This is a genomic window from Streptomyces sp. NPDC086989, from assembly GCF_044745505.1.
Lineage (GTDB): Bacteria > Actinomycetota > Actinomycetes > Streptomycetales > Streptomycetaceae > Streptomyces.
In genome coordinates this window covers 82,340-95,472 of record NZ_JBIVAL010000007.1, presented here as the reverse complement: position 1 = coordinate 95,472, position 13,133 = coordinate 82,340, and the positions used below count along the sequence as shown (strand labels likewise).

The window sequence follows — 13,133 nt, the reverse complement described above, 5'->3', positions numbered from 1 at the left end:
TCGGCCGCCCGTCGCCACCGCGCCCGGGAAACGGGTCCGCCCCGGACGGCTGCTGCCGTCCGGGGCGGAACCCACGGGATCCTGCGGGTCTTACGCGAGGCTCGCGATCGCCTGGTTGAAGGTCGCGGACGGCCGCATGACCGCCGAGGCCTTGGCGGCGTCGGGCTGGTAGTACCCGCCGATGTCGGCCGGGGAGCCCTGGACGGCGATCAGCTCGCCGACGATGGTCTCCTCCTGCTCGCCCAGCGTCTTGGCGAGCGGCTCGAACGCACCGGCGAGCGCGGCGTCGTCGGTCTGCTTGGCCAGCTCCTGCGCCCAGTACAGGGCGAGGTAGAAGTGGCTGCCGCGGTTGTCGATGCCGCCCAGCTTGCGGCTCGGCGACTTGTCCTCGTTGAGGAAGGTACCGGTCGCGCGGTCCAGGGTGTCGGCCAGCACCTGGGCGCGGGCGTTGCCGGTGGTGGTCGCGAGGTGCTCGAAGGAGACGGCCAGCGCGAGGAACTCACCGAGGGAGTCCCAGCGCAGGTAGTTCTCCTTGACCAGCTGCTGGACGTGCTTCGGGGCGGAGCCGCCGGCGCCGGTCTCGAAGAGGCCGCCGCCGTTCATCAGCGGGACGACCGACAGCATCTTGGCGCTGGTGCCCAGCTCCAGGATCGGGAAGAGGTCGGTCAGGTAGTCGCGCAGCACGTTGCCGGTCACCGAGATGGTGTCCTCGCCGCGGCGGATGCGCTCCAGGGAGTACGCGGTGGCCTTGACCGGCGACAGGATCTCGATGGTCAGACCGTCGGTGTCGTGGTCGGCGAGGTACGTCTTGACCTTGGCGATCAGCTGCGCGTCGTGCGCGCGGTCCTCGTCCAGCCAGAAGACGGCCGGGACGCCGGTGGCGCGGGCGCGGGTGACGGCCAGCTTGACCCAGTCCTGGATGGGCGCGTCCTTGGTCTGGCAGGCGCGGAAGATGTCGCCCTGCGCGACCTGCTGCTCCAGGACGGTGTTGCCCGCGGCGTCGACGACGCGGACGGTGCCCGCGGCCGCGATCTCGAAGGTCTTGTCGTGGCTGCCGTACTCCTCGGCCTTCTGGGCCATGAGGCCGACGTTCGGCACCGAGCCCATGGTGGACGGGTCGAAGGCGCCGTGCGCGCGGCAGTCGTCGATGACGACCTGGTAGACGCCCGCGTAGCTGCTGTCCGGGAGGACCGCGAGGGTGTCGGCCTCGTTGCCGTCCGGGCCCCACATGTGGCCGGAGGTGCGGATCATGGCCGGCATGGAGGCGTCGACGATGACGTCGGACGGGACGTGCAGGTTGGTGATGCCCTTGTCCGAGTCGACCATCGCGAGGGCCGGGCCCTCGGCGATCTCGGCGTCGAAGGAGGCCTTGATCGCGTCGGCGTCGGGCAGCGCGCCCAGGCCGTTCAGGATGGTGCCGAGGCCGTCGTTCGGGGAGAGACCGGCGGCGGCCAGGGTCTCGCCGTAGCGGGCGAAGGTCTTCGGGAAGAAGGCGCGGACCACGTGGCCGAAGATGATCGGGTCGGAGACCTTCATCATCGTGGCCTTGAGGTGCACGGAGAACAGGACGCCCTCGGCCTTGGCACGCTCGATCTGGTCGTTCAGGAAGGTGCGCAGCGCGTCGACGTGCAGGACGGAGGCGTCCACGACCTCACCGGCGAGGACCGGTACGGACTCGCGCAGGACGGTGGTGGCGCCGTCGGCGGCGACGTGCTCGATGCGGAGCGTGCCGGCCTCGGCGATCACGGCGGACTTCTCGGTCGAGCGGAAGTCGTTCTCGCCCATGGTCGCGACGTTCGTCTTCGACTCGGAGGTCCAGGCGCCCATGCGGTGCGGGTGGGCCTTGGCGTAGTTCTTGACCGAGGCGGGGGCGCGGCGGTCGGAGTTGCCCTCACGCAGGACCGGGTTGACGGCGCTGCCCTTGACCTTGTCGTAGCGGGCGCGGATCTCGCGCTCCTCGTCGGTCTTCGGGTCGTCCGGGTAGTCCGGGAGCGCGTAGCCCTGGCCCTGGAGCTCGGCGACCGCGGCCTTCAGCTGCGGGATCGAGGCCGAGATGTTGGGCAGCTTGATGATGTTCGCTTCCGGCGTCTTCGCCAGCTCGCCGAGCTCGGCGAGGGCGTCGGCGATCCGCTGCCCCTCCTCGAGGTACTCGGGGAAGCTGGCGATGATCCGACCGGCCAGGGAGATGTCACGGGTCTCGACATTCACACCGGCCGTCGACGCGTAGGCCTGGATCACAGGCAGGAAGGAATACGTCGCGAGGGCCGGGGCCTCGTCAGTGTGCGTGTAGATGATGGTCGAGTCAGTCACCGGATGCTCCGCTCCACAGTCTGCGTCTCTCGTCTGCAACATTGCTCGACATCAAGATATCTCGTGATCGGGCCGCTCAGGACAGCCCCCTGCCCGAGTCCCGGGGAGACGCGCGTCACCCCCGGGCCCGCAGGGACCCGCGTGGGCCCGCACGGACCCGCTAAACGGCGAGAACGCCGCCACCGGCTGTTTCCCAGCCGGGGACGGCGTTCAGGCGTTCAGGCGTACGGGCCTGCTCAGGCCTGGACGGCCTTCGGGTTCGGGCCGTACTCGTTCGGCTGCGGCTGGCCCTCGGTCGCCATGAGGACGAGGAGCCAGATGCCGCCGATCAGCGGGACGAGGGCGATCAGCAGCCACCAGCCGGACTTGCCGGTGTCGTGCAGGCGGCGGACGCCGACGGCCAGGCCCGGGAGGAAGACGGCGAGCGCGTAGATCGCGTAGAGGAGCGGGTAGGTGCCGATCGCGTTGTCGAGGACGGCAACGATGATCAGGGCGATCAGGTTGAAGAGGGTGAACATCCAGTACTCCTGCCGGCGGGCGCGGCCGGAGAAGACGGTGTACTTCTTCAGAACGTCGGTGTAGTAGTGCATGGTCCCCCCAGAGGACGGTTCTTCGGCCCGTCCTGCTGGAGCAAGCCGAGGCAGAACTTATGCCCCGCTTATGTGGCGGTCAAGCCACTTCACAAGATGCCAAAAGAGCCGCTTTTGCAGGGTTCGGGGGGCAAAATCACCGGCCACGCAGGCCACTTGGAACCCACCGGCCGCACCACGTCACAGGGGGTGACGAAAACGGGGCGGTAGAAGCCGATTCGTGATGCCGGAGGGCCTCGCGAGTCGCTCCGCGTAGGTGCGCGCACCGCCCGTTCCCCGGCGGAACACGCCCCTCCGCGTCCACATCGTTACGGCTCCGCGACATCCGCCACCGCTCGCACGGCCGTCCCGCACCTGACACCGGAGGCCGGAGGCCGGAGGCCGGAGCGGGACGCCGTGAACGTGCGGGCCGGTTCAGCCGATGTGGAAGGAGTCCCCGTAGACCTTCCAGTCGAGGGGGGTGTTGAGGTTCAGGTTCCCCTTCTTGAGGAAGACCCGCTGTGCGGTGTCGACACGGCTGGTGTCGCTGTGCGCCTCCTCCTGCTTCATCGCCCAGACCCGGGCGTCGAGGAAGGCGTTCAGCCAGGTGGTCTCGTTGCCGCCCTGGGCCGGGGGCTTGGCCTTGGACAGGGCCCGCTTGCGGATGTTGCGGAAGCTCGTGGAGTCGCCGCCGTCTCCGTGCATGACGATGGCGTCGTAGTAGATGAACTGGCCGAGCGTGCCGACGCCGTCCGACTTGCCCTGGCCGACCGCGGGGTTGAAGTAGACCCGGTCGCGCTCGTGGTCCTGGGCCTTCCTGAACTCGCCGTCCTGGGCCGCCTTCGCCCAGTCCTTGGTGAAGTTCGGGTCGAGGCCGGCGTGCGAGTCGCTGCCGTCGACCTTGCGCAGGGCGGGCAGGTACTTGGCGAGCACGTTGCCGGGCTTGACCTGTGTGTAGTACTCGACGAGGTCGAGCATGTCGCCGGTGCCGGAACAGAAGCCGATGATGCCGGCCGTGTAGCCGCGGCCGTCGTCTATGTCCTCTATGTACTTGTACTGCGCCTTCCAGTTCAGCGAGGAGTTCTCCGCGCTGGAGACGATCTGCATGGCGATGTCCTTCTTCGCCGGATCGTCGAGCCCGGTGGCCGCGGCCGCCGCCACGGAGGCGGGAACGGACGCGGATGCGGGTGCGGGTGCGGATGCGGGTGCCGCGGTCGTCGCATGGGCGGCGACCGGTACGGCGAGCAGCGCGCTGCCGAGCAGGGCGCCGAGGGCCATCCTCTTGCGGTGGGGGGTGAACACAAGACCTCCATGGGGGAGTTGAGGCTTACCCGACTTCGTTAGGAAACTTTACTACCAGACTTCGGGACAGCTCAATACCCGTGCGGTCGGCGGGAGTTCACCCGGGGGTCAGATCCAGCCGTTGCGGCGGAAGCCCCGGTGGATGACGAAGCAGGCGAGGGCCATGACCCCGACGACGATCGGGTAGCCGTACGTCCAGTGCAGCTCGGGCATGTTGTCGAAGTTCATGCCGTAGACGCCGCAGACCATGGTCGGCACGGCGACGATGGCCGCCCAGGCCGTGATCTTGCGCATGTCCTCGTTCTGCGCGACGGTCACCTGCGCGAGGTGCGCCTGGAGGATGGAGTCGAGCAGCGCGTCGTACGCGCCGATCTGGTCGGTCGCCCGGGTCAGGTGGTCGGCGACGTCCCGGAAGTACGCGCGGGCCTCCGCCGGGATCACCGGTATCGGCTGTGTGGCCAGGTGGTGCAGCGGCCGGCCCAGCGGGGCCACCGCCCGGCGCAGCTCCAGCAGTTCGCGCTTGAGCTGGTAGATGCGGCCCGCGTCGCCGCGACCGCCGTACTCGCTGAACACCGCGGTCTCGACTGCGTCGATGTCGTTCTGCACCGCGTCGGTGACGGCCACGTAGTCGTCGACGACGTGGTCGGCGATCGCGTGCAGGACCGAGGCGGGCCCCTTGGCCAGTTGCTCCGGCGCGGCCTCCAGGCTCTCGCGGACCGGGCCGAGCGTGCCGCGGCCACCGTGCCGGATGGTGATGACGAAGTCGTCGCCGGTGAACGCCATCAGCTCGCCGGTCTCCACCACCTCGCTGGTGGCGGTGAGTTCCTCGTGTTCCACGTAGCGCACGGTCTTGAAGACGGAGAACAGTATGTCGTCGTACCGCTCGACCTTGGGGCGCTGGTGGGCGTTGACGGCGTCGTCGACGGCGAGGGGGTGCAGGCCGAACAGCTCGGCGAGCCCGGCGAGCTCCTCCCTCGACGGCTCGTGCAGGCCGATCCAGACGAACCCGTCGCCCGTCTTGCGGACCCGCCGCAGCGCCTCCTCCACCTCGGCGCAGCCGTCCTGCCGCGTGCCGTCCACGTAGACCACGCAGTTGACCACCGCGCTGCCGAGCGGGGAGCGGGCCGGGTGGCTGAGGTCGACGGCCCGCCGGTATCCACGGCGTACGGCCCGGCGCAGGTTGCTGAACATGGACAACGGGGTACTTCCCTTCGGCGGATCAGCGGCCAGTCTGCCACCGGCGCCGAACCGGCCGCGCACCGCGCGCGGCTCAGACCCGGTCGATGAACACGCTCGTCGACTTGACGCGGGCCACGGCCCGGGCGCCCACCTCCAGGCCGAGCTCCTCCACCGCCTCCCGGGTCAGCAGCGACACGATGCGGTGCGGCCCGGCCTGGATCTCGACCTGGGCGTCGACGGTGCCGAGCTTCACGGCGGTGACGATGCCCGGGAAGGCGTTGCGCGCCGAGGTGTACGGGGCGTCCTCGCCATCGGCGGCGTCCTGGGCGGCCTCCACGCAGAACGCGGCCAGGTCCGGCCCGTCCACCATGCGCCGCGTGCCCTCCCGGCGGGTGGGGAACCGATCGGCGTCCGCCCAGCGCCGCGCCGTGTCGACGCTCACGCCGAGCAGCCGGGCGGCCTGGCCGATCGTGTAGGACTCCATGGCCGCAGCTTACGGGTGCCGGACGGGGCCCTGGCGCAAGGCCCCGGCCGCCGCGGCCGCGATGACCTCGGCGACCGTCGACAGCGCCGGGGAGTCGAGTTTCCACTGCTGCCAGTACAGCGGCACGTCCAACGGCCGCCCCGGCACCAGCAGGACCAGTCCGCCGTCCCGCAGCAGGGGCTCGGCCTGCGGCTCGGGCACCAGTCCCCAGCCGAGACCGGCCGCCACCGCGCCGCAGAACCCCTCCGAGGTCGGCACCTGGTGGCGCAGCGGGCCCGCCCCGGCCTCCTGATCACCGGTCAGCGACCGTACGAACCCGTCCTGGAGGACGTCCCGCCGGTCGAACACGATCACCGGTGCCTCCCGCAGCCCCTGTTCGAGGCTCCCGGCCAGGTGCCGCGCGGCGAACGCGGGGCTCGCCACCGGCAGGTACCGCGCCTGCCCGAGCCCGCGCACCGTGCACCCCGCCACCGGGTCCGGCGAGGAGGTGACCGCGGCCATCACCTGGCCCTCCCGCAGCAGCGCCGTCGTATGGGACTCGTCCTCCCGGTGCAGTTCGAAGAAGACGGGCGGGTCCTGCGGGACGCGCGTGAGCGCCGGCAGGAACCAGGTCGCGAGCGAGTCCGCGTTGACGGCGATCGGCAGCCGCACCGGTCCCCCCGACTCCTGCGCCATCCCGAGCTCGGCGCGCGCGTCGCGCTCCAGACGGGCCAGCTGCCGGGCGAAGCGGACCACCACCTGTCCGGACTCGGTCGCCCGCACCGGTTTCGTCCGCATCAGCAGCACCCGGCCGGTCCGCTGCTCCAGCGCCTTGACCCGCTGGCTCACGGCGGAGGGGGTCACGTGCAGGGCTGCGGCCGCCGCGTCGAAGGTGCCCTCGTCCACCACGGCGAGGAGGGTCCGTACCTGGTCCAGGGGAAGCTCGTCCATCACAACTGCTAAGGGTACGTAAAAATCTTTAGCTGTACTGAAACCGCACCGCTGCCTACGGTCGACGGCATGACACACGGCATCATCGCGGCGGCACTCGCCGGCTTCGGCACAGGACTCTCCCTCATCGTCGCCATCGGCGCGCAGAACGCCTTCGTCCTGCGGCAGGGGGTCCGTCGGCACGCCGTCCTCGCCGTGGTCGCGATCTGCGCCGTCTCCGACGCGGTCCTCATCACCCTCGGCGTCGCCGGTGTGGGGGCCTTCGTCACCGCCTGGCCGGCCGCACTGACCGCCGTCGCCATCGCCGGCGGCACCTTCCTGATCTGCTACGGGTTCCTCGCGGCCCGCCGGGTGCTGCGGCCCACCCCCGGCGCCGCCCTGGACACCGCGGGGGACTCCGCCGGGTCCCGCCGCCGGGCCGTGCTGGCCTGCCTGGCCATGACCTGGCTCAACCCGCACGTCTACCTGGACACCGTCCTGCTGGTCGGCTCCCTCGCCGCCGACCGCGGTGACCTGCGCTGGGCCTTCGGCATCGGGGCCGCAGCGGCCAGCCTCGTCTGGTTCGCCACCCTGGGCTACGGGGCCCGGCTGCTCAGCGGCGTCCTCGCGCGCCCCTCGGCCTGGCGCGTGCTGGACGGGCTCGTCGCGGCGACCATGGTCACGATGGGCGGGATGCTCCTGGCCCGGGCCTGACCGCCGAGCGCGGCCGGCCCGCGCGGGGTGCGGAACCGCCGCGCAGCGCCGCCCGACCCCAGGAGTCCGCAGTGCCCGACCGACCGGCAGACCGCCCAGCCGACGGCCCGTCCCCCGGCGGGGGCCCCGGACCGGCAGACCGCCCGGCCGACGCCCCGTCGTCCCCCGGCGGGGGCCCCGACCCGCACACCGACCGGGCCGGCCGGCCCGGCGCACGCCCCTCCCCCGGCGACGCCCGGTCCGCCGCCCGGACGGCTCCGCTCGTCGCCGCCACCGGGATCGTGCTGGACTCCGGCGGGCGGGTCCTCGTCGTGACCCCCTCGTACGGGGCGGACCCGGCACTGCCGGGCGCCGCGGTCGAGGGCACCGAGACCCCGGAGGAGGCGCTGGCCCGCGAGCTGCGGGAGGAACTGGGCCTGGCCGTTGCCGTCGGGCGGCTCCTCGCCGTGGACTCCCGTCGGCCCGGCTCCCTCGGCCGCTCCGTCATCGCCCACGTCCACCTCGTCGGGCCGCTCCCGCCGGGGCAGACCGCCGCGCTCTCCTTCCCGGACGGCGAGGCCGCCGCGGCCCGGTGGCTCGCGCCGGAGGAGGCCTGCGCGGTGCTGCCCGACCGGGTCGCGCCCCGCCTGCGCGCCGGCCTGGCCGCCCTGTACGCCGGCTCCCTCGCGCACCTCGTCGACGGCGTGCCCCAGCCGGGCTCCCCTGCCGGTCTGGACCCGCGGCGGCGCACGGCCCTCGAACACGCCGGTTCCTTCGACGCCGCCAGCCACCGGGCGGCCCGGCCGAAGGCCATCACCGCGGCGAGCGTGCTGTTCACCGACGCCGCCGGCCGGATCCTGCTGGTGGAGCCCGCGTACGGCAGGCCAGGCCGCTGGAACCTGCCGGGTGGCGGGATCGACAGCGACCTGGGCGAGACCCCGCGCGCCGCCGCCCGCCGCGAGGTCCGCGAGGAGATCGGACTCGACCTCGAACCGGGCCGGCTGCTCGGCGTCAACTGGGCCCACAAGCCCGGCTACCCCGCCCGCATCCGCTTCCTCTACGACGGCGGCGTCCTGGACGCCGCCGCCCTCGAGCGGATCCGGCTGGCCCCCTTCGAGCTGATCCGCTGGCGGGCGGTGCCCGCCGCGGAGCTGCGCGCCCTGGTCAAGCCGTCCCTGCGCCGGCAGATCGAGGCCTGTCTGCGGGCGCGCACCGAGGGCACGGGCCCCCTGGAGCTCCACGCGGGCCGCCCCGCCGCCGGCGCGCGGAGGCGGAAGAAGAGGGAAAAGGGGGACGGCAACCGGGAACGGTAGGAGAAACGATCGGTGCACTGGTCCATCCGGACGGCGTCGTGGCGTGGCGCGCGGGCGACGGGGCCGGCTCACGCATCTTCGAACCAGACAGTCACACGCGCACGCCTCTCGCCAGCGAGAACGAGCGGAAACCATGGAGTACCACCATGTCCGCAGAGCCGACCCGCCCCGGAACCAGCACCACTCCAGCCCTCCCCGGCGCCGCAGCGCCGCCTGATCCGCGCCGGTGGTGGATCCTCGCCGTCATCGGCCTGGCCCAGCTCATGGTCGTCCTCGACGCCACCATCGTGAACATCGCCCTGCCCTCCGCCCAGGCCGACCTCGGGTTCTCCGACGACCAGCGGCAGTGGGTGGTGACCGCGTACGCGATCACCTTCGGCAGTCTGCTCCTGCTCGGCGGCCGGCTGGCCGACCTGTTCGGGCGGCGGCGGGCCTTCCTCATCGGTCAGATCGGCTTCGCGGCGGCCTCCGCGCTCGGCGGCGCCGCGGCCGGCTTCGGGGTCCTCGTCACGGCCCGGGCCCTGCAGGGCGTGTTCGCTGCGCTGCTGGCCCCGGCGGCGCTCTCGCTGTTGACCACCACGTTCTCCGCCCCCGCGGAACGCGCCAAGGCCTTCGGCGTGTTCGGGGCGCTCGCCGCGTCCGGGGGCGCCGTGGGGCTGCTGCTGGGCGGATTCCTCACCGAGCACCTGAGCTGGCGCTCGACCATGTACGTGAACCTGCTCTTCGCCACCGTCGCCGTCATCGGCGGTGTGCTGCTGCTCCGCCGGCCCGCGCAGGCCACCCCGCCCCGGCTGGACCTGCCGGGTACGGTGCTGGCTTCGTCCGGGCTGTTCTGCCTGGTCTACGGCCTCGCCAAGTCCGGCCCCGACGGCTGGCCGCCCCTGCGGGTCCTGGGCTGCCTGGTCGCCGGCGCCGTCCTGCTCGCCGCGTTCGTGTGGTGGCAGCGCCTCAGCGCCCACCCGCTGCTGCCGCTGCGGATCGTGCTCGACCGGGTCCGGGGCACGGCACTGACGTCCGTGTTCATCACGGGGGTCGGCATGTTCGGGGTGTTCCTGTTCCTCACGTACTACTTCCAGCACGCCCGCGGATACAGCCCGGCCCAGACCGGGCTGGCCTTCATGCCGATGTCCGGCTGCACCATGATCGGCGCGATCGGCAGCAACACGGGGCTGCTGGGCAGGATCGGCGGGCGCCCGCGGATCGTCACCGGCATGGTGCTGTCGGCGTGCGGCATGGTCTGGCTGGCGAACGTGACGGCGACCGGCCCGTACGTCCTCGACGTGCTGCCGGGCCAGGTGGCCACGGGCCTGGGCATGGGCCTGATCACGGCGGCCGCCATGAACCTCGGCACGGCGGGCATCGACCCCCGGGACGCGGGAGTCGGCTCAGCGACGGTCAACGCCATGCGGCAGACCGGCGGCTCCGTCGGCACGGCGCTCATGAGCGCCCTGGGCGCCGGAGCCGTCGCCCGCTCCCTGGCGGGCCGGCAGCCCACGCCGGAACTGCTGGCGCGGGCTGCCCTGGAGGGTTACCACACGGTCTTCACGGCATCGGCGGTGCTCTTCGCCGCCGGCGCGGTGCTGACCCTGTTCCTGCTTCCCGGCGGCCTGTCCGTGGAGCGCACGCACGGCGCTCCGGGCGGCCGCCGGCCGTCAGCGCGGTGAGTGGGCGGAGGAGGTGGGCGCCGCCGGCTTGGCCGGGGTGGCGGACGTGGCCGGCTTGGCGGGGGCCGCCGGGGTGGCCGGTCCCGCCTCGGTGTTCGCGCAGTTCGCCAGCGAGCTGCGGACCCGGTCGCCGGTCGAGAAGTGCCTCACCCGGCAGGAGTTGGTGCCGATCCCGCCGTCGACCTGGCCGTAGCCCGGTCCGATCGTCAGGACGGTGTCGTTCAGGCCGCGGACCGTGTCGTTGCCGGGACCGCCCTGGACGATGCCGGCGGACTCCGCACCCACCGACTTGGGCTCGATGATGTCGTTCTCGCTGCCGCCGAGGACCCGGCCGCCGAGGTCGACGTTGCCCGTGCGGATCAGGTCGCTGCCGTCGTTGCCGAAGACCTGGCCGCCACCGCGCTCGTACTCGCCGGGCTGGCCCATGACGCTGCCCGTGGTGATCTTGTCGTCGCCGTGGTCGCCGTAGACGCTGGCGCCGTGGTCGGCGGTGCCCACGACGAGCGCGGTGATGATGGTGTCGTTGCCGAGGCCGCCGCGCACCGACGAGTTGCCGCTCTTCGGGTAGAGGTTGTTGACCTGGAGCGTGTCGGCGCCCTCGCCGCCGAGTACCTGGGCGTCGATGAGCATGCCCTTGACGCGGATGTTGTCGTCGCCGTTCCCGCCGTCGATGATGACGTTCTCGACGTCGTTCTCGCACAGGATCGTGTCGGGGCCCGCCGTGCCCCGCACCACCTTCTGGCCGGACGGGACCTCGACACCGTTGAGGTAGCACCAGTAGGACGGCAGGGGTTCGGCGGCTCTGGCCGGGCCCGCCGCCAGCGCGGCGGCGGCGACCGTGCCGGCGAGGGCGTACGTGGCGGTGCGGAGTTTGCGGCGGCGCAGCATCAATTCTCCCGAGCGTGGTGTGTGAGGGGTGTTGCGGTGCTGGTCAGGACAGCTCGTGGCGCAACGGCGTGAGCTGTTCGATGTCGTAGCGCATCCGGAGCTCGCGGATCGCGGCGGGATCCGGGGTGGCGCTCGTGTCGAGCAGTTCGAGGAGTTCCTCGAAGTACCGCTCGTGATCGGGCGGCGGAGAGGCCTGGAAGAACATCCGGGCCGGTTCGCCGGTGGGGTTGGCGAAGGCGTGCGGACAGCCGGGTGGAACCACGATGACGGTTCCGGGCGTGGCACGGACGACCTGGCGGCCGTCGAGCGCTTCCCAGTGTCGCCAATCGTCGCCGGAACGGACGCGCGGCTCGAAGGCCATGACGTCGAGTTCACCCTCCAGGACGTAGAAGAGCTCCTCGCTGCGGGTGTGCAGGTGGGCCCCGACGTCGAAGCCGGGCGGGACGACGACCTCGAAGCTGGAGGCCACCGAGGAGTGCTCCCCGGTGACCTTGAACGTGACCTGTTGGGCTTCGGTGTGCAGCTTGCGGCCGTGACCCGGTGGCACGAGCAGCCCGTCGCGGGCGACGTGCGCGGTCATGACCAGGTCACGGGCAGACCTTCGGGCCCGCGGATGAGGGCCCCGGGCCGCCAGCGCAGTTCGCTCGGCGGGACGCTGAAGCGCAGGTCCGCGAAGCGGTCCAGCAGGGCGTCCACGAGCAGTTCGGATTCGAGGCGGGCCAGCATGTTCCCGGGACAGAAGTGGGGTCCGTACCCGAAGGAGACGTGCGGGTTGGGGCTGCGGTCCAGGTGCAGCTCGTCGGGGTCGGGGAAGACGTCCGGGTCGCGGTTGGCCGCGAGGTACGAGACGTAGATCGCCTCGCCCGCCCGGATGAGCTGGCCGGCCACGGTGACGTCCTCGAGGGCGATCCGGGAGAGCCCGACCGCGTTGCGGTGCGGGATGTAGCGCAGCAGCTCGTTGATCGCCGAGGGCCGCAGGCCCGGGTCCCTGCGCATCCGGTCCATCAGGTCCGGACGGGTGAGCAGGATGTAGACCATGTTGCCCACGTTGTTGGTGACGGCCTCGCCCCCGATCTGGATCAGGAGGGCGAGGCCGGTGGCCTCTTCGGCCGTGACCTCGCCGGCCTCGACGGCCTTGACGAGGAGCCCGATGACGCTGTCACCGCCCGCCACCTCGCCGTCGCGCATGCGTCCGCCGAGGTAGGCGCACATGTCGTTCTTCGCCTGCTCGCTGCGCTCGGCGCCCTGGGCCGAGGACAGGATCAGGGTGGTCCATTCGTGGACCATGGGCCGGTCGTCCTCCGGCACGCCCATCAGCTCGCACACGACGGCGAGCGGGAAGGGTGCGAGCAGGCGCTCGGTCAGGTCCACGGGCGGGCCGTCGCGCAGGATGTCGTCGACGAGGGCGTCGAGCATCTCCTTGGCGCGCGTGCGCAGTGCCTCCACCCCGCTGGTCGTGAAGGCCGCGGCGACGGTGCGCCGCAGCCTGGTGTGGTCGGGCGGGTCCTCGAAGCCGACCGCACCGGGCGCGGGGATGAAGTGGGGGGCCAGCCGGGTGACGTCGTGTTCGGCGACCAGCTTGCGGCTGAACCGGGGATCGTTGGCCACCATGCGCACGTCTTCGTAGCGGCAGACGAGCCAGGCCCACCCGCTTCCGTTGGGCATGCGGATCCGGGTGATCGGACCCGCCCGCATCAGCTCGGCGAGGACGGGGTCGAAGTCGACCCCGTCCAGGGCCGGGGTGGGCCAGTGCGTGATGGGTGGCCTTGAGGTAGCGGGGCCGTCCTTCAGCATTCTTCGGATTCCTCCCTACACCCGGACC

12 protein-coding genes are annotated in these 13,133 nt (G+C 72.0%); 3 read left to right on the top strand and 9 right to left on the bottom strand.

Annotation, left to right across the window (positions count from 1 at the left end):
• Positions 1–90: 90 nt before the first annotated feature.
• From ACIPK4_RS18515 to ACIPK4_RS18490, 6 genes are all read right to left on the bottom strand, one after another.
• Positions 91–2,310 carry an NADP-dependent isocitrate dehydrogenase gene (locus tag ACIPK4_RS18515; RefSeq protein ID WP_376195791.1) on the bottom strand — a complete coding sequence of 740 codons (2,220 nt, stop codon included), beginning with the start codon at positions 2,308–2,310 and terminating at the stop codon, positions 91–93.
• A 236-nt stretch (positions 2,311–2,546) separates the two neighbouring features.
• Positions 2,547–2,900 carry a DUF805 domain-containing protein gene (locus tag ACIPK4_RS18510; protein ID WP_376195790.1) on the bottom strand — a complete coding sequence of 118 codons (354 nt, stop codon included), beginning with the start codon at positions 2,898–2,900 and terminating at the stop codon, positions 2,547–2,549.
• Between the two features lie 414 nt (positions 2,901–3,314).
• The gene (locus ACIPK4_RS18505) at positions 3,315–4,157 is read right to left on the bottom strand and encodes a chitosanase (protein WP_402314384.1); all 843 of its coding nucleotides are present in this window, start codon (positions 4,155–4,157) and stop codon (positions 3,315–3,317) included.
• A gap of 132 nt (positions 4,158–4,289) precedes the next feature.
• Positions 4,290–5,372 (bottom strand): magnesium/cobalt transporter CorA, encoded by a 1,083-nt coding sequence (gene corA, locus ACIPK4_RS18500; protein ID WP_402313819.1) that lies wholly within the window; start codon positions 5,370–5,372, stop codon positions 4,290–4,292.
• Between the two features lie 79 nt (positions 5,373–5,451).
• Positions 5,452–5,844 (bottom strand): molybdopterin-binding protein, encoded by a 393-nt coding sequence (locus ACIPK4_RS18495; RefSeq protein WP_402313817.1) that lies wholly within the window; start codon positions 5,842–5,844, stop codon positions 5,452–5,454.
• A gap of 9 nt (positions 5,845–5,853) precedes the next feature.
• Positions 5,854–6,774 (bottom strand): LysR family transcriptional regulator ArgP, encoded by a 921-nt coding sequence (locus ACIPK4_RS18490; protein ID WP_376195787.1) that lies wholly within the window; start codon positions 6,772–6,774, stop codon positions 5,854–5,856.
• A 69-nt stretch (positions 6,775–6,843) separates the two neighbouring features.
• Between ACIPK4_RS18490 and ACIPK4_RS18485 the strand changes: the two genes are divergently transcribed.
• From ACIPK4_RS18485 to ACIPK4_RS18475, 3 genes are all read left to right on the top strand, one after another.
• Entirely contained in the window at positions 6,844–7,467 is a 624-nt protein-coding gene (locus tag ACIPK4_RS18485) for a LysE/ArgO family amino acid transporter (protein WP_402313815.1), read from the top strand.
• A 71-nt stretch (positions 7,468–7,538) separates the two neighbouring features.
• A complete protein-coding gene (locus ACIPK4_RS18480; RefSeq protein WP_402313814.1) occupies positions 7,539–8,759 on the top strand; it encodes an NUDIX domain-containing protein in 1,221 nt (406 codons plus the stop codon).
• Between the two features lie 146 nt (positions 8,760–8,905).
• Positions 8,906–10,423 carry an MFS transporter gene (locus tag ACIPK4_RS18475; protein ID WP_402313812.1) on the top strand — a complete coding sequence of 506 codons (1,518 nt, stop codon included), beginning with the start codon at positions 8,906–8,908 and terminating at the stop codon, positions 10,421–10,423.
• Here ACIPK4_RS18475 and ACIPK4_RS18470 read toward each other — a convergent pair.
• The 3 genes from ACIPK4_RS18470 to ACIPK4_RS18460 are packed head-to-tail and all read right to left on the bottom strand — an operon-like array spanning position 10,412 to position 13,105.
• Positions 10,412–11,311, bottom strand: coding sequence for a hypothetical protein (locus tag ACIPK4_RS18470; protein WP_402313810.1), 900 nt, complete (start codon positions 11,309–11,311; stop codon positions 10,412–10,414). The two genes, ACIPK4_RS18475 and ACIPK4_RS18470, sit on opposite strands and share 12 nt — an antisense overlap.
• A gap of 43 nt (positions 11,312–11,354) precedes the next feature.
• A complete protein-coding gene (locus tag ACIPK4_RS18465) occupies positions 11,355–11,891 on the bottom strand; it encodes a cupin domain-containing protein (protein ID WP_054223687.1) in 537 nt (178 codons plus the stop codon).
• Positions 11,888–13,105, bottom strand: a complete 1,218-nt coding sequence (locus tag ACIPK4_RS18460; protein WP_402313808.1) for a cytochrome P450 — start codon at positions 13,103–13,105, stop codon at positions 11,888–11,890. Before ACIPK4_RS18460 ends, ACIPK4_RS18465 begins: the two co-directional genes overlap by 4 nt.
• Between the last annotated feature and the right edge of the window lie 28 nt (positions 13,106–13,133).